Origin of the sequence: Pseudorhodobacter wandonensis (assembly GCF_001202035.1) — a bacterium.
GTDB classification, from domain to species: domain Bacteria; phylum Pseudomonadota; class Alphaproteobacteria; order Rhodobacterales; family Rhodobacteraceae; genus Pseudorhodobacter; species Pseudorhodobacter wandonensis.
In genome coordinates, this window is the sequence record NZ_LGHT01000044.1 from 324,573 (window position 1) to 347,621 (window position 23,049).

Consider the following 23,049-nt stretch of genomic DNA (forward strand, 5'->3'; position numbering starts at 1 on the left):
TTTGGTAAGGATTGTCACGCCCCAGACACAAGATTTAGCGGTTTATGGCAGGGTTAGGCTGCCATCGGCGTGCAATGGCCAAAACGGGTTCATCGCCAGCTCCCACACGTGGCCATCGGGGTCGGCCCAATAGCCGGAATAACCGCCCCAAAACACCTTTTCGGGGGCTTTCAGCGCGGCGCCACCGGCCGCCACGGCAGCGGCAAAAGCGGCGTCAACCTCGGCCTCGGTGGCGAAGTTCTGCGCCAAAGTCATCGCGCCAGTGCCAAGGGGTGCATCGGGGCGGCCTTGGTCCTTGGCCAGTTCGGTCAATGGAAACAGGCCCAAAACCGCGCCATGCATTTGAAAGAAAGCCACACCTTCCTGGCTTTCGCCATGTTCTTGCCAGCCAAGCCGCGCATAAAACGCACGAGAGGCCGCAAGATCGGCCACGCCCAGGGTAATCAAAGTCACACGCTGCAGGGTCATAACCGGGTCTCCTCGGTGTAGGATTGGTTGTCGGTTTCGGTCACCATAAAGCTTTGGGCACGGGGGCCCAAACTGTCAAACAGCGCGGCCTCGGTACCGGTCATGATGGCTTGTGCGCCCATAGCGCAGATTTCATCATAAAGCGCGGCGCGGCGCTGGGTGTCCAGATGGGCGGCTACCTCATCCAGCAGCAAGATCGGGGCAGCCCCAATATCGGCAGCCAAAGCGCGTGCGTTGGCAAGGATAAGGCTGATCAACAAGGCCTTTTGCTCGCCGGTCGAGCATTGATCGGCCGGTATGCCCTTGTCGGCAAAGACGCCCTGCAAATCGGCGCGGTGCGGGCCGGTCAAAGTACGACCGGCAGCCATATCGCGGCGGCGGTTCTCGGCCAGGGCCTGCGCGAAATCTTCGGTCACCTCGGGGTTGGTGATGGCCAGAGCGGTGGTGGGAAAGCTGGTGTCGCAACCCTGCTGGGCAGCACAAAGCCGCGCGAGTGTGTCTTGGCGGTTGGCATCGATCTGGGCGGCGGTTTCAACCATTCTCGCCTCAAGCGCGCGGTACCAATGGGCGTCGTGAACCTGATCTCTCAATAAGCGGTTGCGGTCACGCATGGCCTTTTCATAGCCCAGTACGGCCTCGGCATGGTCCGGGGTAAAGCTTAGGGTCATCCGGTCCAGAAACCGGCGGCGGCCTTCGGCGGCTTCAATCCACAGCCGGTCCATCGCAGGCACAAGCCACAGAATGCGGGTAATGCGGGCAAGACTGACTTGCGTGGCAAGCTTGCCATCGATACGAACCTGCCGGGTTTGCCCCGCCTCGGCACCGGTTTCCACCTCATGCGCCGCGCTAGGGCCGGTTAAACCGGCCATAATTTTCCAGCCGAGGCTTTCGGGTTTGCGCGAAAGATCATCCGCGCCGGCCCGCCGCAATCCTCGCCCCGGCGACAACAACGACACAGCCTCAAGAATATTGGTTTTGCCCGCCCCATTCGGCCCGATCAACGCAACGGGCCGCCCATCAAATGACAGCCGCGCCATGCGGTGGCTGCGAAAATGCGACAGACCCAGATCGGTGATCGCAAAACCTGCCATTCCCGTCTTTCTTTTCGGTGAAAATATCCCACGGGGGTCCGGGGGTGTGAAACCCCCGGCGTTTGGTTTGGGTCCGGGGGTGTGAAACCCCCGGCGCTTGGTTTGGGCCTTGCGCGCGTTAAACGCGCATCGGCATCACGACATAGATAGCGCTGGTGTCATTACCTTCGCGCATCAAAGTCGGATCGCCCGAAGAGTTGAACAAGAACACCGCATTTTCGCGGTCAACCTGACTGGCGATTTCCAGCAGGTATTTGGCGTTGAAACCAATTTCCAGACGCTCATCGCCGTAAGCTACGGCAAGTTCTTCTTCGGCCGCGCCCGAATCGGGGGCGTTGACAGAAAGCACCAAGCGATCCTCATCCAGCGACAGCTTCACGGCGCGTGAGCGTTCGGAGGAAACCGTGGCCACGCGGTCTACGGCCTTGGCGAATTCCGAGGCGTCGACTTCCAGCCGTTTGGTATTGCCCACAGGAATAACGCGGGTGTAATCGGGGAAGGTGCCGTCGATCACTTTCGAGGTCAGCGAAATGGCTGGGGTCGCGAAACGCACTTTGGTTTCAGAAACCGACACCGCAATCACGGCGTCATCATCGTCCAGCAATTTGCGCAGCTCGTTCACGGTTTTGCGCGGCACAATCACGCCGGGCATCCCGTTTGCGCCTTCGGGCAAAGGCGCATCGATGCGGGCAAGGCGGTGGCCATCGGTGGCAACGCAGCGCAAAACCGGGCCGTCTTCGCCGGTTGAGACATGCATATACACGCCGTTCAGGTAATAGCGGGTTTCCTCGGTCGAAATGGCGAATTTCGCCTTGTCAAACAGGCGGCGCAGCTGCGGGGCAGGGGCCGAGAAATTGCTGGAATATTCCGAGCTGGCCATGACCGGGAAATCTTCTTTCGGCAGGGTCGCAAGGTTAAAGTTTGAGCGGCCCGCAGTTACCGTCAACCGGCCCGAGGCCGCGTCTTCGGACAGGTTCACCAGCGCGCCATCGGGCAGTTTGCGCACGATTTCATGCAGCATAACGGCGGAAACGGTGGTGGCGCCGGGGCGTTCAACCACAGCGGGGGCACTGTCGACCACTTCGATATCAAGGTCGGTGGCGCGGAAGGAAACCTTGTCGCCTTCGGCCTCGATCAAGACGTTGGCGAGGATTGGAATTGTGTTGCGCCGCTCTACCACGGATTGGGCTTGGCTGACGGCTTTCAAAAGCGTGCCGCGTTCGATGCTGATCTTCATGTTTCGTCCCTTTGCCCGTCTTGATGCTGGCGCGTCTCTCTGCGGTTTCTGCCGCAGGGAGGCCAAAGTTAGCGGGTTTTTGCCGTTCCACAAGGGATAAGCTGCCGATAACCTTGGTTCAAGCCGCAAATCGATGCGATAGTGTGGATTTGCCGCCGATTTAGCCTTGCAGCAAGCGCTTGAGCATTTGCAAATCGTCCGACAACTGGCTGTCGGCCGTCATCAACTCTTCGATTTTGCGCACGCCATGCATGATGGTTGTGTGATCGCGCCCGCCAAAGCGGCGGCCAATATCGGGCAGGCTGCGGCTGGTCAGTTGCTTGGCCAGATACATGGCGATTTGACGGGGGCGCGCGATGGTGCGCACGCGCTTTGGCCCAATCATATCGGACAGGCGGATGTTGTAATGCTCGGCCACCTTGCGCTGGATTTCCTCGATCGTAACCTTGCGGTCCGAGGCGCGCAGAATGTCTGCAAGGCAATCCTGGGTCAGATCGAGCGTGATTTCGCGGCCAACAAGGCTGGCAAAGGCGAAAAGGCGGGTCAGGGCGCCTTCCAGCACGCGGACATTGGTGGAAATGCGATGGGCCAGAAATTCCAGCACGCCCGGCGCGATTTTCAGATCGCGGTACTGGGTATGATAGAATTCGGCCTTTTGCTGAAGGATGCCAAGGCGGAGCTCATAATCGGTCGGGTGCAGATCGACGACAAGGCCGCATTGCAGGCGCGATTTGATCCGTTCCTCAAGCCCTTTGATTTCGCCGGGGGCGCAATCGGCGGATATGACGATTTGTTTGTTTTGATCGACCAGCGCGTTGAAGGTGTGGAAGAACTCTTCTTGGGTGCTGTCTTTGCCGGCGATGAATTGCACGTCATCGACCATCAACACATCAACCGAGCGGAACAGTTCCTTGAAATCCATGACCTGACGTTCGCGCAGGGCCTGAACGAATCGATACATGAATTGTTCGGCCGATAGATAGAGCACGCGCAGACCCGGCTGGCGGGCTTGGAGTTCGTGGGCAATGGCATGCATGAGGTGGGTTTTGCCAAGGCCGACGCCGCCGTACAGGAACAGCGGGTTAAAGGTGACAGGCCCGCCTTCGGCCATGCGCCGTGCGGCGGCATGGGCCAGTTCATTCGGTTTGCCAACGACAAAGCTGTCAAAGGTAAAGCGGCTGTCAAGCGGCGCACCGGGGACCTCTTTGTCCTCGGCCGGTGTTTTGCTGCGAGGGGCAGCGGAGGTCGAATCGGTTGGCTTTGCTGGCTTGGATGGCGCCTTGCGCACAGGGGCGAATTCAACGCGCTCTACTTCTGTGCCGGCGCGGTTCATGTGGTTCAGAATATGCTCGGCGAAATTGCGTTTGACCCAATCGCCAAAGAATGTGGTTGGAACCGCAAAGCTGGCAACGCCATTCTTTAGGCCGGAAAGTTTAAGCGGTTCGATCCATGTAACATAATTGTCTTTGCCTACCCGCTTACGCAGATCTTCCCGAATTTCTACCCAGCCGTCGTTCGTCATGCCACTACCTAGTTCATCTTCCCCACCCTTTCCTGTTGCCGGAAAGGATCTTTAAGCGACACAATCTGTCATGGAGCATGGACGCCAAAGGCATCGCAGGCCGTAGAACATAAAACGCACGACCGGTACAGAAAGCCTGTATCGGCAGTTACCCAATTTTGGTGAGCTGCAGGTGTGCAACTGCCAGTATCAGGCGAACCGGTTCGCAATAGATTAGGCACCGCGCAAGCGGGGCAAAGTTGCCAGACCCATGTAGAACGCGGCCACGTATTGTCCCCCAGGACGAAGTGAATCGCATGGACAAGTTACCAACGCGTCTGCAGGCAGGGCAACCGATCTTCGCTGTTGACAGGGATTTGATTGAATCGAATCTAGGGGGGTGGGTAATTTGGCAACGGCCCGCTTTTTTCGGCGCAGAGTGTTGGCATGTTTTGGGTGCGGGCAAACAAAAAAGGCGCATGAAACATGCGCCCTTTTAGTAAGTTTTATTGGGTTTTTGCGACGTTTTGAAGCTGTCGCTTTCCCGGTTGGCTTAGGCCGCAGGGGTTGCCAGACCTTTGACGCGCGATGACAAGCGCGAGATTTTGCGAGCAACGGTGTTTTTGTGCAGAACGCCTTTGGTAACGCCACGTGCCAGTTCTGGCTGTGCAGCGCGCAGGGCTTCTGCTGCAACAGCTTGGTCACCCGAAGCGATGGCTTCTTCGACTTTGCGCAGGAAAGTGCGGATGCGCGAACGACGTGCTTTGTTTACGTCATAACGGGCCTCGGCCTGACGCGCGCGTTTTTTGGACTGGGATGTGTTAGCCATGGGACAGAATTCCTATTCGTCTGGATCGTTTATGTTTCGGTATGCACAATAGACCCAAGACTTCCGCCCATATCAGCGAAAATGATTCTTGCCTTAAGCGGGCCCACGCGCATTTCAACGCGGCGTATAGGCCAATATACCGCGTTTGGAAAGGGTAAAACGCGATAACTTGGCCCTGATGCGCCTTAGCGGTCGCGAAATTGCGGGGTGCGCTTTTCAAGGAAAGCGGCCATGCCTTCTTTTTGGTCCTCGGTCGCGAAAAGCGAATGGAACAGGCGGCGTTCGAACAGCAGGCCTTCGCGCAGTGTGGATTCGTAGCTGCGGTTCACCGCCTCTTTGGCGGCCATTGCGGTGATCTGCGACTTTTCGGCGATCTTGGTGGCGGCTTTCTTTGCCTCTTCCATCAAGGACTTGGCAGGAACGACGCGCGAAACAAGGCCGCAACGTTCGGCCTCGGCGGCATCCATATTGCGGCCGGTCAGGTGCATATCCATCGATTTCGACTTGCCGACAAAACGGGTCAGGCGTTGGCTGCCACCGAATCCGGCGATCACGCCAAGGTTAATTTCGGGCTGGCCGAATTTGGCCGTGTCAGCGGCAATGATGAAGTCGCAGGCCATTGCCAGCTCGCACCCGCCGCCAAGCGCATAACCGGACACAGCGGCGATGATGGGCTTGCGAATCTCTTGCATGGTGTCGCTGATGCCGCCGAAAAGATTGGCAGTATAGGCATCGACAAAGCTTTGCTCGGCCATTTCCTTGATGTCGGCGCCGGCGGCAAAGGCCTTTTCGGAACCCGTGATGATGATGCAGCGCACCTTTTCATTGGCATCGGCGGCTTGCAGAACGGCTGCCAACTCGGTCAGCATTTTCGCGTTCAGTGCGTTCAGTGCGTCGGGCCGGTTAAGGCGGATTTGGGCGATGTAATCCTCGATCTCGACGATCAGTGTTTCATAGGCCATCTAGCGCGTCCTTTTGGCTTTGTCCCTGGACGCGACTCTCTAACAGGGCTGGGGGCAGGTTCAAGTCATCTCTGGCATTTTGGGCAGAAGAAGGACGAGCGGCCCGATTGTACGATGCGTTCGATGGTGGCGGTGCAGCCGGGGGTTGTGCAGGGTTCATTTTCACGGCCATAGGTGCGAAAGCGGTGCTGGAAATAGCCCAGCTCGCCATCGGCTTGACGGTAGTCGCGCAAGGAAGATCCGCCGGCCTCTATCGCCTCGGCCAACACGTCGCGGATAATGGGAACGAGGCCCGCGACGGCCGTGGCAGGCAAAGCGTTGGCGGGGCGGGCAGGGTGCAGGCCTGCACGGTAAAGTGCCTCGCACACATAGATATTTCCCAAACCGGCGACGACATGCTGATCCAGCAGCGCGGTTTTGATCGGGGTTTTTCGGCCGCCAAGGGCGCGGGTCAGGTAGGTTTCATTGAACGTATTGCCAAACGGCTCTGGCCCGATTTTGGCCAGCAAGGGGTGGGCATCGCCAAGCGCGGTTTCCAGCAGATCCATCGCACCAAAGCGGCGGGCATCGTTAAAGGTGATCCGCGCGCCATTGCCCATGGTCAGGACAACATGGTCATGCTTGGCCGACGCAGGGTGATCGTGATGAAAATCGCCCTGCATCACGCCCGAAATCAGAATGCGACCCGACATGCCAAGGTGAATCAGCAGTGATTCCCCTGTTGAAAGATCGGCGAGGATGTATTTGCTGCGCCGCCGCAGACCTGTGACCTGCGCGCCCGTCAATCGTTCGGCCATGCGCGTTGGAAAAGGCCAGCGCAAATCCGGGCGGTTTACGGCAGCATCGGTGATGGTTTGGCCTGTCATCACAGGCGCCAACCCGCGGCGGACGGTTTCAACTTCGGGCAGTTCGGGCATGTTGCGCGGCCTTTCGGACAGATGGGCGCATTGCAGCGCCGTGCCTTCACCCTATAAAGAGGGCTGAGAGACCAATCGCAAGGGTGCAAAGAGCAGGCCATGACCGATCGCAATGACAAAACAACGCATTTCGGTTTTCAAACCGTAGATGAAGGCGCCAAGGCCGGAATGGTGCATGGCGTGTTCACGAAAGTGGCCAGCAAATACGATGTGATGAATGACGCGATGTCGTTTGGCATTCACCGGATCTGGAAAGATGCGATGATGGATTGGCTTGCGCCGCGGCCGGGGCAAAAGCTGCTGGATGTGGCGGGGGGCACGGGTGATGTGTCGTTCCGGTTTTTGAAACGCGCGCCGGGTGCAAAGGCTGTCGTGTGCGATATGACCGAAAGCATGTTGGTCGAAGGGCGCCAGAGGGCCGAGGCCGAAAGCATGGCGCAGGACCTGAACTGGGTGGTTGGCGATGCGATGGCGCTGCCGTTTGCGTCGAACAGCTTTGACGTTTACACGATTTCCTTTGGCATTCGGAACGTGACGCGGATTGGTGATGCGCTGCGCGAGGCGTACCGCGTGCTGCGCCCCGGCGGGCGGTTGATGGTGCTGGAATTCAGCCAGTTGCCCAACCCTGCGATGCAAAAGGCCTATGACCTGTATTCGTTCAACGTGATTCCTGTGATGGGGCAGGTGATTGCGAATGATCGGGATAGCTATCAGTATCTTGTTGAAAGTATTAGGAAATTTCCAGATCAGGAGAGCTTTGCTGCGATGATCCGCGAGGCCGGTTTTGACCAAGTGAAATACCGCAATCTGACAATGGGTGTCGCGGCACTGCATTCGGGATGGAAGCTGTAAGTGCGGGGGCCCCACAATATTATCCGCCTGGTGCGCACGCTGGCCACCTTTGAACGCACCGGTGCGATTGGTGTGGTGCTTGAGGCGTTTGAGGCGCCGCCGCGTTTGCGCTTTGTTGCGCGGGTTTTGGGTTGGCCGTTCAAGTGGCTGGGGTTAAAAGGCGACCCCGCTTTGCCACCTGCCACGCGGGCGCTTACCGCGCTGGGGCCGGCCTATATCAAGTTCGGGCAAATCCTTAGCACGCGGCCCGATGTGGTGGGCGATGACTTGGCGCTTCAGCTGAAATATCTGCAAGACAAGTTGCCGCCCTTTCCGGTTTCGGTGGCGAAAGAAATGGTTGCGGCAGAACTGGCCGAGCCTGTGGACCAGATTTTTTCGGCGTTTTCCGACCCTGTTGCGGCGGCATCGATCGCGCAGGTGCATCGTGCGACCCTGACCGAGACGGGCCAAGAGGTTGCGGTAAAGGTATTGCGGCCGGGGATTGAGCGGGCATTTCGCAAAGATATTGACGCGTTTTACTTTGCTGCGGGGGTGATCGAGTTTTTGTCGCCTGCGTCGCGGCGTTTGCGGCCCAAAGATGTGGTGGCACATTTTGACGGCGTTGTGCATGGCGAGCTGGATTTGCGGCTGGAATCGGCTGCGGCGGGTGAATTTGTGGCCAATACCGCCAAGGACGCAGGCTTTCAGGTGCCAAGGCCGATTTGGAACCTGTCGGGGCGGACGGTTCTGATGATGGATTGGGCCGAGGGCGTCAATCTGGCAGACAATGCCGCGATTGATGCGGCGGGGCATGACCGCAAGATATTGGCGTCGCGTGTGCTGCAACTGTTTTTGCAACATGCGCTGCGCGACGGGTATTTTCATGCCGATATGCATCAGGGAAACCTGAAGGTTGCGGCAAATGGCGATATTATTGCCTATGATTTCGGGATTATGGGGCGGCTGGATGAATATACCCGCCGCGTCTATGCCGAGATTTTATACGGTTTCATCCGCCGTGATTATCGCCGCGTGGCCGAGGTGCATTTTGAGGCAGGCTATGTGCCCGCCGACCGCGATATTGATGAATTTGCCCGTGCCTTGCGGGTGGTGGGCGAGCCTATTTTCGGGATGGATGCCACGCGGATTTCGATGGCGCGGTTGTTGGCCTATCTGTTCGAGGTGACCGAGCGATTTGGTATGGAAACCCGCACCGAGCTGATTTTGTTGCAACGCACGATGGTTGTAGTCGAAGGGGTTGCGCGCAGTTTGAACCCGCAGACCAACATCTGGCATGACGCGCAGCCAATCGTCGAAGGCTATATCAAGGACAATGTGGGGCCAAAGGCCTTGCTGCGCGATTTGCAAAAGACGGCGATGGTGCTGGCGCGGTTCGGGCCAAAGCTGCCGCGTCTGGTCGAGGCGCAGCTGGTGCGCCAATCGCAGCCGGAAGAGCCTGTGCCAGAAAGCCGTGGCATGCATCCGGCGGTTTGGATGGTGTTGGGCGCGGGGCTCGCCTTAGCGGGTGTTTTGCTGGGCCAAGCCTTGTAAAGCGGCCAGTTCTAGTTGCAGGGCATGCTGATAGTCCGGCGCGTTACGCTCGGATTTCCAAAGGCAATGGGCGGCCATGCGCCAGTGGTATATCGCGGCAAGCTGGTCATAGCGTGCAAGGGTTTGGGCGGGCAGGGCCCTACGAAAATCCTTTATCTCTTGTGCGGTTAGGGGGGCGCCACGATAGAGCCACTGCATCGCGGGCGACAGAAAAGTCGCAATATCCTCGGCCGGATCGCCGATCGCGGGGCATTGCCAGTCAATCAAGGTTATCCGGCCCTGATGCTGGATAAAGTTTCCGGGAACCGCGTCGCCGTGAATAAGGCAGGTAGGGCCAGGCGCGAGGCCCGGGTCTTGCGGCGGAGGCGGCAAAGGGGATGCGCAGAGTGCGGCCATCATTTTGGCCTGCGCCAAAAGCTGGGCGCTGCCGTTTGGTGCATTGCGAAACATCTGTTGCGGAGCAGGAATTTTATGCAGCTGTGCCAAGGCCTTGGCGGCCTGATCGGGGCCTCGGTGCCATGCGGCGCCTTGGCAATATTGATAGACCAACCAAGCCTGTCCCTGCGCTACCAGTTTTGGGGCCGCGCCGAAGGGCTGCAAATAGGTCAGCGCATTGGCCTCGGCCTGCGGATCATTGGGGAAAAGCGGGCTTGCGCTGCAGGGTTGGTATTGCTTGATGACCAGATCATTAGCGCGCCACAAAAGATTGACGCGCCCGCCTGCCAGCTTTTGCCAAGGTATATCCAGCGATGGCACTGCCTGAATGACAGCGTCGCGCAAATCAGAGCCCGAGATCTGGGCGAGGGGGCTGTGCAGGTTCATGTTGCGTCAAGTTACCCTGTCCGGATGGGGCGGAGCAAGGGGGCACTAACTGGCATTGCGCAGGGCGGTGATTTGATCGGCCGCCAGTGAGACCCCGCCCTTTAGAATCAGGCGCGGCCCTGTTGTTCCGGATTGCACCTCTTGAATCCGGGCATAGTTTTCTATGGCCTCATTGGCGATTTGCACGCCATCGCTATAGCTTTCCAAGCTAAGGCTATAGGTGCCGTTGGGCAGGTTCGCCCCTGTGATGTCGTGGCCCGTCCAAGAATAGGTCGCGGATTGAACGGGGACGGTTTCGCGGGCAACGGTTGTGCCGCTTTGGTCTTTTACCACCAGAATCGCGCTATCGGCGCCGGTTTTTGGGTTGGGAGACAAGGTTACCGGTGTGCCATCCATATAGACGGGTGCTGTGCTGCGGGCCTCTTGTCCGACCCACGGCGCGAGTTGGGTCATGCCCTGAACGCCCATCAGCCCGGCCAGTGTGTCCAGTTTCTGGTTGGTAAGGGTTTGCTGTTCGACACTGGAAAAGGTGGCGAGCTGAACCGCATAATCGGCAGAATCAACGGGGTTCAGTGGATCCTGATTTTGCAGCTGTGTGGTCAACATTTTTAGAAATGTATCAAAATCGGAAGAAATTGAGGCGCTTGAACTGGGTTGAGTAACGGCTGTGGCCTGTGCTGTGGCTGAAGTGATTTCCATGGTAATTCTTTCTAACTTGCGGTGGGCGCCTAGACCCGAAGGTCAAGGCCGCCGTGACTGGGCCGATTCGCTTGTGGTTTTGTGATGGCAGGTGAAACGGGTGCTGTGTCTGCGGGCGACTCGTAGGTGGGGCCTTGGGCCTGTTGGTCGGGCTGTCGGCCATTCGAGCTGCCAAAGCTGAAGGAGGCATTGCTGTAACCTGCCTGGCGCAAATCTGCCGAAAAGGAATCGGTGCTGCGCCGAATCAGATCCATCGTTTCGGGACGGTCAGCGTGAATGACGATGCGGATTTTGTCTCCGTCAGGAACCATCACCAGCCGGATTTTCCCAAGGTCTTCGGGGGTAAGCGTGAGCTCAATTGTCGTGGGTTTTCCCGCCGCCGAGTGGGTTTTTATTTGCTCGGCAATAGCCGCAACAGGCACCGCGGCGGGTTGAGCAGCCGATGGTTGCGTGGCCGCGTGGGCTGGGGGTGCCGAGAAACCAGTTGGGGCAAAGACACCGGCGTATAAAGACTTTCTGTCGGGGTTCGACGCCAGTTCGGTGGCATCATCAACAGATGTGTTCGCCGTGCGCACGCTGGTTTCGGCGGCAGAGAGCATGCTGCGCAATGCAGCCTCGGGGCTGTTCGATATGGTTTGGGCCTGTGCGCTAGGCGGCGCTGTCTGAAAAGCCTCGGGCGGTTGGGATGAAGGCCGCGAGAGTGTCGGAACCTGCGAGGTCTGGCCCTGCATCAAAGCGATTGCAGAGGTCGAGGCCACGCCGGGCAAGGGGGGCGTGACTTGGGGGGAGGCGAGCTGCGGGTGCAGTGAAGGGAACTGGTTGCTATCAGAGTTTGCCGTTTGTGGGGCCCGCAATGGCGGCTCTACCAGTGGTTGCTGAACTGGTTGCGATGCAAGCAAAGTCACCTCGCCGCGGGGAGTGGCGGCGATTTGCCCGCTGCCTGATAGGGAAAGGCCAGATTCAGGTGGCAGTTTTAGGCCTTGAATTGCAGCGGTTTGCGCCAATTTGGCTGGATCAGGCGCTGCGCCTGCCCCATTGGGTTTTGCGCCAACTGTGCTTGTGTGGCCGGTGGAGGATAGGTTTGCCAAATCGCTTGTTATGTCCTGGGCGCTGTTGTTTGGCAGATTCAGGGTTTGTTTTGCCCCGGTTTGCGCAGTGGTTTCTGCGCCCTGACCCGAGGTTTTGAACATGTGTAAATCGGCCAAGGGCGCGGTCAGTGAACTTGTTTCGGCAGGCCCGGCATTATGGGCGGGCGGCACCTGAGTCGGGCTGGTTTTGGGTGAAGAATTCACAACCACGTCGGGCGTGTTTGGCAAATCCAGAGCGTCCAAAGGGGCGGCATTCGTACCACTGACATCAGAGAGGGGAGTGCGTTGCCAGGCGTTTGCTGACGAGGGTTGCTGAGTCGTTACGACTTCATTTTCCGTGGGGGCCGTTGACCCGAGTGCTGGCAGTGGCATGCCGAGCAGGGAAGGAGCAGGGGTTGTGATTTCATTTGCGGTCAATGTGTCGGCTTCCAGTTCCTGCGCAACGCGATTCGGATCATCAATTAGCGGTCTTGTGGCAGTTGAAATGGGTGCGTGCGGGTCAATTTGGTCCTGCTGCTGCGGCAAGGTAGAAAGGGAGATCATGTCATCTGGGGGGGCTGTTGCCATCGGTGCCGGGCGGTTCGCCGCTTGACTGGCGGGCCACGCGTTATCGGGCTGCGCAGGCCTGCCTTTCTGCCCTAGATAGGCCAAAAAAGCGCCGTCACCTTCAACAAGACCACCGGTTTTGGCTGACCCGGAAAGGGGCGGTTTTGCCGCCGCAAGGATGGAAAGCTCTGTCTGGGTCATAGGGTCATCGGCTTTTGCCGCCTCCTTTTTTCTATTTCCCTACAATCCACGCAACTGGTTACTGGTTGTTTACCGCGATCGCCTAGAATGCAGAAAATACGTTTTATTTAGGAGACGATGATGACCCTACCTTTGCATTTGCCCGTAACGCGGGCTGCTTTGACATCGCAACCGAATCCGCTGCGTGAAAAAGCGGCCGAACTGGAAACAGCCTTTTTGACGGAAATGCTGGGCTATGCAGGCCTTGGCGCGCCGATGGAAAGCTTTGGCGGAGGGATTGGTGAGGAGCAGTTCTCGTCTTTTCTGCGACAGGAGCAGGCAAAAGCAATGGTCGCGGCTGGCGGCATTGGCCTGACCGAAGTGTTGTTTCGCGCGATGTCGGATGGCGCGGCCAAAGGGGGGGCTGCAAATGGGTAAGGGCGCATTGCAGCGGTTGGAGAAGTTGGTCGGTGATACAGCACAAGCGCTAAAGCGTGGCGAATTGGCCGCGATTGGCGAGTTGGCCAAGCAAACAGAGGCCGCGTTGGCGGATCTGGGCGGCGAAACGGAAGGCGAAAGGATTGAGGCTTTGCGCGACATGGCGCGGAAAAATGCGCTTGCGCTTGAGGCCGCCGGGCGTGGCGTGCGGGCAGCGCGCCGCCGTTTGGCCGAGATTGTGTCGGCCCGCTCTGGCGTGCAAACCTATGACAATGCAGGCAAAAAACAAAGGATTGGCGGCCCTTCCGGTGCAATCAAAGCCCGTTTGTGAAGGTTTTTAGAAAGCTTAGGTAAAATTCAACCCATTGTTTTCGAACAAGAATTGAAAGTTTAGGACTCCGTTAGCAGTTTCCAGTGATCAATGGTCTTGCATCCCAAACGGGGTGGCGCCTTAGGGATAAATTCCTGCGGCAATGGCAAAATGCCCCTCTCGCCATTTGACGATGGCTTTTATTGCCGAGCGTAAAGCGCCGGCCCTTAGAAGGGACCAAACATGTCTTCGATTCTTACTAACAATAGCGCAATGGTAGCCTTGCAGACACTGAAAGGCATCAACAAGAATATGAGCCAGATCCAGAATGAGATCTCGACTGGCCAATCTGTTTCCAGCGCCAAGGATAACGCTGCCGTTTGGGCGATTTCGAAAGTGATGGAAAGCGACGTAAAGGGGTTCTCGGGTATTTCCGATAGCTTGTCGCTGGGGTCTTCCACGATCTCTGTTGCACGCCAGGCCGCTGAAACAACGACCGATCTTTTGACCGAGATCAAGGGGAAAATCGTTGCAGCACAAGAAGGTAACGTTGACCGTGAAAAGATTCAGGCTGATATTACTGCATTGTCGGCGCAGATCAAATCGGTAACGGGGGCTGCCCAATTCAACGGTTTGAATATGGTCAGCGGTACAGATGATGTCACGATTCTGTCGTCCTTGGACCGTTCGGGCGATGGTAGCGTTGCCGCGTCGCAAATCAGTGTAAACCGGATGGATCTTACGACCAGCGCGGGTAAAGTTGGCACGACCGCAGCGGCCACTATTAACTATGGCTCGATTGCCGCCCCCGCAGCCTCGCCGACACCGGCAATTACGGGAACGACCACAGCAGCAGCAGGCAAATCTGCGGTCATTACCGTTGCGGCCGCGACAGCAACCGGCAACAACTATTCGCTGAACGTCAACGGCACGTCGATCAACTATACGACTGATGGCATCGTCACGAACACGGCGATGGCAGACAACTTTGCAGGCCAGATCAACGCATTGGGGCTGGAAGGCATTACCGCTTCGGCGGCAACCGGCACGCTTACGATTTTCAATGCCAATGCATTTGAAGGCATGGACGTGACAACCGGCGGCACCCAGCTGACAAACACCAACAGGAACGGTTTTGCCTATAACGCCACGACCAATAGCAAGGTCGAGCAGCGCGCAGAAACCATCGACTTTTCCGCTACGGCTGTTCCGGTCAATGGTAACAGCTTTACGGTTGGCATTGCTGGCAAAACGTATTCGTATACGTCCGGCAAGGGCGAAACCATGGAGGATGTGGCGCGCGGCCTGAAAACGGCCATCGATTCCGAAGCGGTTACCGGGCTTACTACGAAAGTTCAGCAGAACTCGACAACAGGTGCATGGTCATTGGCGGTCGATGATGCAACGGGCGGTCGTGCGCTGAGCCTTACTGTAACCTCTGGCGGCGAGGCATCGGGGGGGTTGTTCGGTCTGGATGCGATTGATGTGACAACGGAAGATGGCGCAAAGGCGGCTCTTTCAAACATCGAAACCATGATCAGCACCTCGATTGACGCGGCAGCTTCTTTCGGTTCGGCACAAAACCGGATTGATATTCAGTCTGACTTCATCAGCAATCTTTCGGATTCTTTGAAGTCGGGAATTGGTTCGATGGTTGACGCTGATATGGAGGAAACATCGGCCCGCCTGCAGGCTTTGCAGGTGCAGCAGCAGCTGGGTGTTCAGGCTTTGTCGATTGCTAACCAGTCGCCACAGTCGATCCTATCACTGTTCCGGTAATAGCAGTTCCGGTCGGGGCACAGAGAATTTTGTACCCCGACCGCTTCGCTGATTTCCCCCAATTCCCGGAAGGATACCCGCTATGAATATGATGAATACCCTTGCGCGTGATGCCTATGCGCGCCCCGATGCCCCTGCCCGAAATGCAAGGGCCGTTGAATACGAATTATTTGTGCGCATGACTCGCGCCTTGTCGGCCGCATGGGCGCAGCGCAAACAGAACCATTCGGCCCTTGTCACAGCGCTTTATGACAATGGGAAAATGTGGCGCACATTGGCCGTTGACGTTGCCGATATTGGGAATGAACTTCCATCGGCGCTTCGGGCGCAGTTGTTCTATCTTTATGAATTTACAACAGAACATAGCCGCAAGGTGTTGGACGGAACGGCAAGCGCAGAGGTTTTGGTGGAAATCAATACGGCTGTTATGCGCGGGCTTCGCGGTGGCGGGGCAAGCGTATGACAGGGCTTGTCCTTAAGCTGGGGCCACATGAGCGGGTGCTTATTAACGGTGCGGTGATTGAAAATGGAGATCGCCGGTCAAAGCTGGCGATCATGACACCAAATGCGAATATTCTGAGGTTGCGCGATGCGATTCACCCCGAAGAGGTGACCACGCCGGTGCGGAGGGTTTGCTATATCGCGCAATTGGTGCTTTCGGGCGATGCAGTGCCAGAACAGGCGAGGCTACAGCTACTGCGCGGAATCGAGCAATTGAGCCAGATTCTTACTGACCATGATAGTCGTTTGCAGTTAAACCAAGCGACGGCGAGTGTTTTGGAGAACAACCATTATCAAGCCCTAAAGGCACTGCGTAGTTTGTTGCCGCGTGAAGAGCGTTTGTTCGCCGCTTGCCCGTCATGAGTTTTACTCCGATCGTGCCGTTTAGTGGCTATTCCGGGTGGGCATTCCTGAAAAGGACAATGCCTGCCCAGCAAGAAGCCTTTAAGAAATCAGCAGAATTGGTGCGGGATGAGGATTATTTCCGCGCCAATATCGGGTCAATCAATAGTGCTGAAGAGTTGGTTTCGGACCGGCGGCTTCTGTCGGTGGCGCTTGGTGCCTATGGTTTGGATGACGACATCGACAACCGGTTCTTTATCAAGAAGGTTCTGGAGGAGGGGGCAATAGACAGTGCCTCGCTGGCGAACAAGCTGTCGGACAAACAATACCTTGCGTTTTCAAAGGCTTTTGGGTTTGGCGATTACTCGGTTCCGCGCAACAAGCTTTCTGATTTCGCGGACAAAACACTAGAGTCCTATCGCACGCGGCAGTTTGAGACCGCTGTGGGTGATCAAGACGAAAATCTGCGCCTTGGCTTGAATGCGGAACGTGAACTGGCGACTCTATCGGCGCGAAGCATTAGCAATGATGCCAAGTGGTATACAGTTATGGGAAGTGAGCCTTTGCGCAGCGTTTTTGAGGGTGCCTTGGGACTGCCGAGCAGCTTTTCTTCGCTGGATATTGATGTGCAGTTATCGACTTTCAAAGAAAAGGCCAACAAAGTCTTTGGAAGCGATGAAGTCTCGCAGTTCAGCGATCCTGATAAGATCGAGGGCCTCGTCCGCAAGTTTTTGTTGCGGGCAGAAGCTTTGGCCAGCTTTTCGTCGACTTCGCCAGCCTCAATCGCGCTTTCCTTACTGCAAAATGCGGGCTGAAACGCGTTGGCAAATCTTTATTTTGCCAGCGCAAGGCAGGCTTCTAAACGCTTAAAGCTATTTCCAATGCCCGCCGTACCATCTTCGGCAAGAAAGCCGTCGAGGGCTGCCCATACCTTGATTGCTGCGTCTACAAGTGGGTCTGAGCCACTTGCATAAAGCCCTGCCTGGATCATCATTTCGGCGCGCTCATATGCGCCAAGCAATTGGCGCGCTTCGGTTATGAGCGCATTTTCTGCTGTGGTTGCGGCATCGGGCAAACTGCGCGATACGGAACGTAGAAGATTTATCGCAGGAAATCGGCCACGCTCGGCGATGGCGCGATCCATCACTACATGGCCGTCAAGCACACCACGCAGAATGTCTGCAACGGGTTCATCCATGTCAGAACCGGCGACGAGCACGGTAAAAACAGCTGTAATATCGCCGCTACCGTCGGCGCCGGGCCCAGCACGTTCGGCTAATGACATGATGGTATGCGAGGTGGAGGGAGGGAAGCCACGCAAGCTCCCCTGCTCACCCGCGGCAAGTGCTACCTCTCGGTGCGCTTCGGCAAATCGCGTAATGCTGTCAGCCAACAAGAGTACGTGCAGGCCTTGATCGCGAAAGTGCTCTGCCACGGCCATGGCTGTCCACATGCAGCGGCGACGCACCAAGGGCGATTGGTCAGATGTTGCAGTTACGACCACGGCGCGTGCCATGCCCTGCGGGCCCAAGACCCGTTCGGTAAACTCTCGCAATTCCCGACCACGTTCGCCAACAAGGGCGATGACAACCACGTCAGCAGCCACGCCGCGTGCAAATTTTCCCAACAATGATGACTTGCCCACACCGGAGCCTGCAAAGAGGCCAATGCGCTGACCACGGACCAATGGCAGAAGCGTGTTGAACACGGCGGTTCCTGTTTCGAGCCGCTCACCCAAGGCGCGCCTTTCGGCGGGTGGGGGCGGCGCTGCGCGCAGTGCTTTGGCCGTTGGCCCGGGTAAAAGTGGGTGGCCATCGATGGGCTGACCGAAGGGATCGATGATTCGCCCAATCCAGCTGTTGTCTGGCGAGATTTCTGCGCGACCGGCCATTTCTACGGAATCGTTGATTGCCAAACCATCGCTCGACCCATCGGGCAAAATGGTTGTCCCGTCTTTTGACAGCCTCAGCACCTCGCCCCCGATTGTCGCGGATTTACCATGGATCGTGACGCGGTCACCAAGGCTAAGCCCTTGAGAAAGGCCGGAAACACGCAGCGTTCCGCCGGTCAGTTCAGCGATACGACCAAAACGTTTGGTCAACGGGATCTGCGAAACACGGGCGCGCAGGCTATCAAAAATTTCGGACATTCGGTTCCCTTTCTGTTCACGCTTACTCTTTCTAAAGGAATCACCGTTAAGCCTTAGTGAACTGTCCTCGAGGGAGAAGCCCCGATGTTCGAAAAACTGGAAATTATCAGAATGGCGCAAGCTTTGGCGACCCACGCAGGAACGCGTATGGGCGCCATCGCACAGAATGTGGCGCATGCTGACAGCCCTGGCTATAAGGCCCGAGATCTGCCGGATTTTGCGACGACATATGCAGATCAATATGACGAAAACCTGCGTATTACGCGGGCCGGTCACCTTGGCGCAGCTGGCGCGGCACCGCTAGAGGCCGTTGTTCAGCGTGGCGGCGATGCACCCAATGGCAACTCGGTTTCGCTGGAAGCAGAAATGGTGAAGGCCGCAGAAGTGCGCCAACAACATGATATGGCGCTTTCCATTTACCGCAGCTCGGCTGACATGGTGAAATTGGCACTTGGGCGGGGGCGGTAAGCGATGACCGACCTGATCAAAAGCCTCGCTATCGCGGCCTCTGGAATGGAGGCGCAAGCGCAGCGACTGCAGCATGTATCCGAAAATATCGCGAACGTAGATACCCCCGGATATCACCGCAAAACCATCAGCTTTCGGGATGCTGTTGATGGCGGCGTGACCCCCGGTCCTGTGCGACTTGACCGCAGCGAGTTGACTCAAATCTATGATCCCGGCCACCCGCTGGCAGATGAATCCGGTCACTACGACGGCTCGAATGTCGATCTGGTGATCGAAATTGCTGACGCGCGCGAAGCGCAGCGTAGCTATGAGGCGAACCTCAGACTCTTTGATCAGGCGCGTCAAATGACGCAGAGCCTGTTCGAAATTTTGCGCAGATAAAGGAGATCCAGAATGGATATTAGAACGTCGATTGCCGCCCAAACTTACGCGCAGGCCCGTCAGGCTGCGGCTCCTGAGCCCAAGTCTGACGATGCTGCGGCAGGGTTTTCAAAACTTGCCGAAAGCTTTGCCAATACTTTGGCGGCGGGTGAGGCCACGGCCAAGGCCGCGATGGTGGGGGATGCGGATCCGCATGCATTGGTTCAGGCCCTTTCTGCCTCGGAAACCGCGATCGAGACGGTGGTGACTGTGCGTGACAAGGTTGTCGAGGCCTATCAGGAAATTCTGAGGATGCCCGTATGAGCGAGAGCCTGATCTTTGATACCCTGAGGCAGGCGCTCTGGATCGCAGTGATGATTTCGGCGCCGCTGCTGACGGTTGCCTTGATTGCGGGTGTGACTGTTGGCCTGTTTCAGGCCCTCACCTCGGTGCAGGAAATGACTTTGACCTTTGTTCCGAAAGTCGGGGCAATGCTGATCGTTTTTTGGGTCTTGATGAGCTATATGACATCGACCCTGCTGAGTTTCTTTACCGACCGCATAATTCCTTTGATCGCAGGGGGGCAATGATGGAAGGCGGAATCTACACAGCCTTGACGCGCCAATCGGGCCTGATGCGCGAAATGCAGGTGGTGGCTCATAATATCGCGAATATCTCGACCACCGGATTTCGGCGCGAGGGGGTAATTTTTTCCGAGTATGTTCAACGTGTTGAAGATGGTCCATCGCTTTCGATGGCGACAGGCGACACGCGGCATATGGATTTGCGCCAGGCGGGTTTGACCCAGACTGGCGGCACGTTTGATTTTGCCATTCAAGGTGAAGGATTTTTCTTGGTTGAGACGCCGCAAGGCCAAGCCCTGACCCGCGCAGGCGGTTTTACACCGAATGCTGAAGGCGAACTTGTGAACGCTGATGGCTACCGTCTGCTTGATGCAGGCGGCGCACCGGTTTTCGTGCCGCCGGACGTAAGTGGCATCGCACTTTCTACAGACGGAACGCTTTCGGGGAATGGCCAGCCGATTGCGCAACTGGGTCTTTGGCAACCAGGGGATCCGCTGCAAATGACCCATGCGGGCGGCACGATATTTAACAGTAGCTCCGTGGTCCCGACAGAGGGCGCGACAATCCTTCAGGGCTTTTTAGAGGAGAGCAACGTCAATCCAATCTCGGAAATCGCGCGGATGATCGAAGTGCAGCGCGCCTATGAGATGGGGCAGGGCTTTCTTGAAAAAGAAGATGAACGCATGCGCGGTCTTATCCAAACACTTGGCCGATAGGAGAATAAGATGAAAGCACTGCAAATCGCGGCAAGCGGCATGGCTGCGCAGCAAATGCGGGTGGATGTTGTGTCCAACAATCTCGCGAATATGTCGACGACAGGCTATAATACGCGCCGCGCCGAGTTCGCCGATCTACATTACCAACAGCTTTCACGGCCGGGCACCGTCTCTGCCCAGAACGGGGCGATGCTGCCAACCGGGGTGCAGTTGGGGCTTGGTGTTCGGGCTTCTTCGGTTTCTGTCGTACTTGCGCAAGGGCCGCTGTCGGCAACGGGGGGTGATCTTGATGTCGCGATCGAGGGGAAGGGTTATCTTGAGGTGACCTTGCCATCCGGGGCAACGGCTTATACGCGCGACGGGGGGCTGAAACGCACCGGTGATGGCCTGATTGTCAACGCTGACGGTTACCAAGTGAACCCCGGTATCACAATTCCCTCTGATGCAACCAGTGTATCGATAAATGCGGATGGCGAAGTTTACGCTTATTTCAGCAATCAGGTGCTACCTCAGCTTTTGGGGCAGTTTTCGCTGACCGGTTTCACAAATGACAAAGGGCTGGAGGCGATGGGTTCCAACCTCTTCCTGGAGTCTCCGGCCTCGGGTCCACCTTTGCAGGGGACTGCAGGCCAAGCTGGTTTGGGGACTTTGCGCCAAGGGTATCTCGAGGAAAGCTCGGTAGATGCAGTCAGGGAGGTTACCGAGCTTATCAAGGCGCAGCGGGGGTATGAGCTGAATGCCAAGGTCATTACGGCTGCCGATCAGATGTTGTCGGCAACGACGCAGTTGCGCTGATGCTAAAGATTGTCACCCTATTAGTACTTTGGGGCTCGCCGATGTTAGCCGAGAGCCTGACCGTCACGCGCGTCATTCGTGCGCAGACGCTGCTTACAGAAACAGATGTTACGGTGATCGGGGCGGCCATTCCAGGGGCGCTGATTGATCCGGTTGAGGCAGTCGGGCTTGAGGCGCGGGTGACACTTTACCCTGGCCGACCGATTCACAGAAATGATCTCGGGCCACCCGCATTGGTAGATCGCAACCAAATTGTCACCTTGGTTTATAATCTGGGTGGTCTGGAAATTACGACCGAAGGAAGGGCGCTGGATCGTGGCGGCCTAGGCGATGTTGTCGGTGTAATGAACTTGTCTTCCCGCAAAACAGTTACAGGGCAACTGGCCGAAGATGGTTTTGTTTATGTCGGGCCAAACCCTTAGAGGATAAGAATTTATGCGCGTTTTTATATTGGCTTTGCTATTGACGTCGGCCTGTTCGAAATTGAGCGAGGTTGGAAAAGAACCCTCTTTTTCGCAGGTTGAAGGCAGCTATCAGCATCACGCGATGTACACGACCCCTATGCCGGAATTCGCGGAGCCGACAGGCCCAACAGAAGCGTCATCACTGTGGACTGCGAAAAGCGGGTCTTTATTCGGTGACCGGCGCGCGGGGCAACGAGGGGATATTTTAACAGTTGTCATCGAGATAAATGACAAGGCGGAAATTTCCAATTCGTCCGGCAGAAGCCGGAGCGGATCGCAATCAATGGCGATTCCGTCCTTGTTTGGCATTCCGCAACGTTTGAACAAAAAGCTGCCGACTGGGGCCAGCATGGATGACGCCGTTTCAACGTCGTCGGATTCGGCGTTTGCGGGGCAAGGTTCGGTAAAGCGCAACGAAAAGTTAACCTTACGTGTTGCCGCGACCGTTGTTGAAGAGTTGCCGAATGGCGTTTTGCGTATTGAGGGACAGCAGGAGGTGCGTGTGAATTTTGAGCTTAGAGAGCTGATTGTGACGGGCTATGTTCGGCCGACGGACATTTCACGTCAGAATGAAATTACCTATGACCGGATCGCAGGCGCCCGCATTTCCTATGGCGGCAGGGGGCAGATCTCGGATGTGCAGCAGCCAAGATACGGCCAGCAAATCGCTGAAACAGTATTGCCGTTTTGACCGCCATGAAAGCCAAAATTCTTCCGATCATACTTGCGATTCTTGGGCTTGCACTGGGCATTGGTGGCGGCATGTTTTTGAAGCCAACGGCCGAGACTGCAGAGTCAGAGATGGCCCAAACGGTCGAGGCGCCAATTCTCACAGAGTTTTTAAAGCTGAACAATCAGTTCGTTATACCTGTTGTCGAACAAGGGCGCGTGACATCCTTGGTCATTATGTCGCTAAGCCTGGAGGTGACGATTGGCACCTCTGAAAGCATTTATGCACGCGAGCCTAAGCTACGCGATGCAATGCTTCAGGTTATGTTTGACCATGCGAACGCAGGCGGATTTAACGGCGTGTTCACAGATGGCGCCAATCTGGTGTTTCTGCGGAAAGCCCTCTTGGAGGTGTCGCAAAAGATTATCGGCGTTGAAGTGAAAGATGTGCTTATATCCGACATTTCGCGGCAAGATAGTTAGGTATCGGTGTTTATGGAACTCCGGCGTGAAACTTTGAGGCGTTCTATCATGATCCCGAGCTATACCCTGCCAGAGGCCGCATCGATGGGTGAAAAGCCTGTGGCTGTTTTGGATCGCCGCCTCTCAATTTTGATGGGCTTTGTGCATGTCTTGGAGGCTATAAAGCTGGGTGTTATTCACCGTTTGTTGACGTTTTTCCAAGGAGGCCAGACAGCCGATAAGATGAAAACGACAAGAAATCCGGAAAGGTCGCGGATGTGTTGATGTCT

General features: G+C 56.7%; 29 protein-coding genes. 18 read left to right on the top strand and 11 right to left on the bottom strand.

Going from position 1 to position 23,049, the window contains the following annotated elements; all coding sequences use genetic code 11:
- Positions 1-42: 42 nt before the first annotated feature.
- From AKU79_RS16510 to mutM, 7 genes are all read right to left on the bottom strand, one after another.
- Positions 43-468: a VOC family protein gene (locus AKU79_RS16510; RefSeq protein ID WP_050524659.1), complete on the bottom strand. Its 426-nt coding sequence runs from the start codon at positions 466-468 to the stop codon at positions 43-45.
- Positions 465-1,559 (bottom strand): DNA replication/repair protein RecF, encoded by a 1,095-nt coding sequence (recF, locus tag AKU79_RS16515; protein ID WP_050524660.1) that lies wholly within the window; start codon positions 1,557-1,559, stop codon positions 465-467. The genes AKU79_RS16510 and recF overlap by 4 nt, the downstream gene beginning before the upstream one ends.
- Before the next feature lie 118 nt (positions 1,560-1,677).
- Entirely contained in the window at positions 1,678-2,796 is a 1,119-nt protein-coding gene (gene dnaN, locus AKU79_RS16520) for a DNA polymerase III subunit beta (protein WP_050524661.1), read from the bottom strand.
- A gap of 160 nt (positions 2,797-2,956) precedes the next feature.
- Positions 2,957-4,318, bottom strand: coding sequence for a chromosomal replication initiator protein DnaA (gene dnaA, locus AKU79_RS16525; RefSeq protein ID WP_050524662.1), 1,362 nt, complete (start codon positions 4,316-4,318; stop codon positions 2,957-2,959).
- 532 nt (positions 4,319-4,850) lie between these two features.
- Positions 4,851-5,126, bottom strand: a complete 276-nt coding sequence (gene rpsT / locus AKU79_RS16535; RefSeq protein ID WP_050524664.1) for a 30S ribosomal protein S20 — start codon at positions 5,124-5,126, stop codon at positions 4,851-4,853.
- Positions 5,127-5,311: 185 nt separating this feature from the next.
- Positions 5,312-6,088 (bottom strand): enoyl-CoA hydratase, encoded by a 777-nt coding sequence (locus tag AKU79_RS16540; RefSeq protein WP_050524665.1) that lies wholly within the window; start codon positions 6,086-6,088, stop codon positions 5,312-5,314.
- A 65-nt stretch (positions 6,089-6,153) separates the two neighbouring features.
- A complete protein-coding gene (mutM, locus tag AKU79_RS16545; RefSeq protein ID WP_050524666.1) occupies positions 6,154-7,005 on the bottom strand; it encodes a bifunctional DNA-formamidopyrimidine glycosylase/DNA-(apurinic or apyrimidinic site) lyase in 852 nt (283 codons plus the stop codon).
- 99 nt (positions 7,006-7,104) lie between these two features.
- On the opposite strand from mutM, the gene ubiE reads away from it, so the two are divergent.
- Positions 7,105-7,857, top strand: a complete 753-nt coding sequence (ubiE, locus tag AKU79_RS16550) for a bifunctional demethylmenaquinone methyltransferase/2-methoxy-6-polyprenyl-1,4-benzoquinol methylase UbiE (protein ID WP_050524667.1) — start codon at positions 7,105-7,107, stop codon at positions 7,855-7,857.
- A complete protein-coding gene (gene ubiB / locus AKU79_RS16555; protein ID WP_050524668.1) occupies positions 7,858-9,387 on the top strand; it encodes a 2-polyprenylphenol 6-hydroxylase in 1,530 nt (509 codons plus the stop codon).
- Here the strand turns inward: ubiB and AKU79_RS16560 are convergent.
- The 3 genes from AKU79_RS16560 to AKU79_RS16570 are packed head-to-tail and all read right to left on the bottom strand — an operon-like array spanning position 9,355 to position 12,200.
- On the bottom strand, positions 9,355-10,209 hold the full coding sequence (locus AKU79_RS16560; protein WP_050524669.1) for a phosphotransferase family protein: 855 nt from the start codon (positions 10,207-10,209) through the stop codon (positions 9,355-9,357). The genes ubiB and AKU79_RS16560 overlap by 33 nt on opposite strands.
- A gap of 45 nt (positions 10,210-10,254) precedes the next feature.
- Positions 10,255-10,908, bottom strand: coding sequence for a flagellar hook capping FlgD N-terminal domain-containing protein (locus tag AKU79_RS16565; protein WP_050524670.1), 654 nt, complete (start codon positions 10,906-10,908; stop codon positions 10,255-10,257).
- Positions 10,909-10,937: 29 nt separating this feature from the next.
- A complete protein-coding gene (locus AKU79_RS16570) occupies positions 10,938-12,200 on the bottom strand; it encodes a flagellar hook-length control protein FliK (RefSeq protein WP_197087383.1) in 1,263 nt (420 codons plus the stop codon).
- A 663-nt stretch (positions 12,201-12,863) separates the two neighbouring features.
- On the opposite strand from AKU79_RS16570, the gene AKU79_RS16575 reads away from it, so the two are divergent.
- The 6 genes from AKU79_RS16575 (at position 12,864) to AKU79_RS16600 (ending at position 16,907) form a co-directional block, all read left to right on the top strand.
- Positions 12,864-13,160, top strand: coding sequence for a rod-binding protein (locus AKU79_RS16575; RefSeq protein WP_082224099.1), 297 nt, complete (start codon positions 12,864-12,866; stop codon positions 13,158-13,160).
- Positions 13,153-13,491 (top strand): hypothetical protein, encoded by a 339-nt coding sequence (locus AKU79_RS16580; RefSeq protein WP_050524672.1) that lies wholly within the window; start codon positions 13,153-13,155, stop codon positions 13,489-13,491. The genes AKU79_RS16575 and AKU79_RS16580 overlap by 8 nt, the downstream gene beginning before the upstream one ends.
- A gap of 222 nt (positions 13,492-13,713) precedes the next feature.
- Positions 13,714-15,249 carry a flagellin N-terminal helical domain-containing protein gene (locus AKU79_RS16585; protein ID WP_050524673.1) on the top strand — a complete coding sequence of 512 codons (1,536 nt, stop codon included), beginning with the start codon at positions 13,714-13,716 and terminating at the stop codon, positions 15,247-15,249.
- An 82-nt stretch (positions 15,250-15,331) separates the two neighbouring features.
- Positions 15,332-15,712 carry a flagellar biosynthesis regulator FlaF gene (gene flaF / locus AKU79_RS16590; RefSeq protein WP_050524674.1) on the top strand — a complete coding sequence of 127 codons (381 nt, stop codon included), beginning with the start codon at positions 15,332-15,334 and terminating at the stop codon, positions 15,710-15,712.
- Complete coding sequence (gene flbT, locus AKU79_RS16595; protein WP_050524675.1) at positions 15,709-16,113, top strand: flagellar biosynthesis repressor FlbT; 405 nt, start codon at positions 15,709-15,711, stop codon at positions 16,111-16,113. Before flaF ends, flbT begins: the two co-directional genes overlap by 4 nt.
- Positions 16,110-16,907, top strand: a complete 798-nt coding sequence (locus AKU79_RS16600; protein ID WP_050524676.1) for a DUF1217 domain-containing protein — start codon at positions 16,110-16,112, stop codon at positions 16,905-16,907. The genes flbT and AKU79_RS16600 overlap by 4 nt, the downstream gene beginning before the upstream one ends.
- 17 nt (positions 16,908-16,924) lie before the next feature.
- Here AKU79_RS16600 and AKU79_RS16605 read toward each other — a convergent pair whose 3' ends face one another.
- Complete coding sequence (locus tag AKU79_RS16605) at positions 16,925-18,241, bottom strand: FliI/YscN family ATPase (protein ID WP_050524677.1); 1,317 nt, start codon at positions 18,239-18,241, stop codon at positions 16,925-16,927.
- A 111-nt stretch (positions 18,242-18,352) separates the two neighbouring features.
- Between AKU79_RS16605 and AKU79_RS16610 the strand changes: the two genes are divergently transcribed.
- Genes AKU79_RS16610 through AKU79_RS16655 form a run of 10 tightly spaced genes read left to right on the top strand, consistent with a single transcriptional unit; the run spans position 18,353 to position 23,044 of the window.
- Positions 18,353-18,709 (top strand): FlgB family protein, encoded by a 357-nt coding sequence (locus tag AKU79_RS16610; protein ID WP_331458394.1) that lies wholly within the window; start codon positions 18,353-18,355, stop codon positions 18,707-18,709.
- Between the two features lie 3 nt (positions 18,710-18,712).
- Positions 18,713-19,090, top strand: coding sequence for a flagellar basal body rod protein FlgC (gene flgC / locus AKU79_RS16615; RefSeq protein WP_050524679.1), 378 nt, complete (start codon positions 18,713-18,715; stop codon positions 19,088-19,090).
- Positions 19,091-19,102: 12 nt separating this feature from the next.
- Positions 19,103-19,393 (top strand): flagellar hook-basal body complex protein FliE, encoded by a 291-nt coding sequence (gene fliE, locus AKU79_RS16620; RefSeq protein ID WP_050524680.1) that lies wholly within the window; start codon positions 19,103-19,105, stop codon positions 19,391-19,393.
- Positions 19,390-19,659: a flagellar biosynthetic protein FliQ gene (locus AKU79_RS16625; protein ID WP_050524681.1), complete on the top strand. Its 270-nt coding sequence runs from the start codon at positions 19,390-19,392 to the stop codon at positions 19,657-19,659. Before fliE ends, AKU79_RS16625 begins: the two co-directional genes overlap by 4 nt.
- A complete protein-coding gene (locus AKU79_RS16630) occupies positions 19,659-20,369 on the top strand; it encodes a flagellar hook-basal body complex protein (RefSeq protein ID WP_050524682.1) in 711 nt (236 codons plus the stop codon). Before AKU79_RS16625 ends, AKU79_RS16630 begins: the two co-directional genes overlap by 1 nt.
- Before the next feature lie 9 nt (positions 20,370-20,378).
- Positions 20,379-21,164 (top strand): flagellar basal-body rod protein FlgG, encoded by a 786-nt coding sequence (flgG, locus tag AKU79_RS16635; protein ID WP_050524683.1) that lies wholly within the window; start codon positions 20,379-20,381, stop codon positions 21,162-21,164.
- A gap of 41 nt (positions 21,165-21,205) precedes the next feature.
- On the top strand, positions 21,206-21,586 hold the full coding sequence (flgA, locus tag AKU79_RS16640; protein WP_231580214.1) for a flagellar basal body P-ring formation chaperone FlgA: 381 nt from the start codon (positions 21,206-21,208) through the stop codon (positions 21,584-21,586).
- A 13-nt stretch (positions 21,587-21,599) separates the two neighbouring features.
- Complete coding sequence (flgH, locus tag AKU79_RS16645) at positions 21,600-22,319, top strand: flagellar basal body L-ring protein FlgH (protein WP_050524685.1); 720 nt, start codon at positions 21,600-21,602, stop codon at positions 22,317-22,319.
- Between the two features lie 5 nt (positions 22,320-22,324).
- Positions 22,325-22,780, top strand: coding sequence for a flagellar basal body-associated FliL family protein (locus AKU79_RS16650; protein WP_050524686.1), 456 nt, complete (start codon positions 22,325-22,327; stop codon positions 22,778-22,780).
- Between the two features lie 48 nt (positions 22,781-22,828).
- Positions 22,829-23,044, top strand: coding sequence for a hypothetical protein (locus AKU79_RS16655; RefSeq protein WP_050524687.1), 216 nt, complete (start codon positions 22,829-22,831; stop codon positions 23,042-23,044).
- The last annotated feature ends 5 nt before the right edge of the window (positions 23,045-23,049 follow it).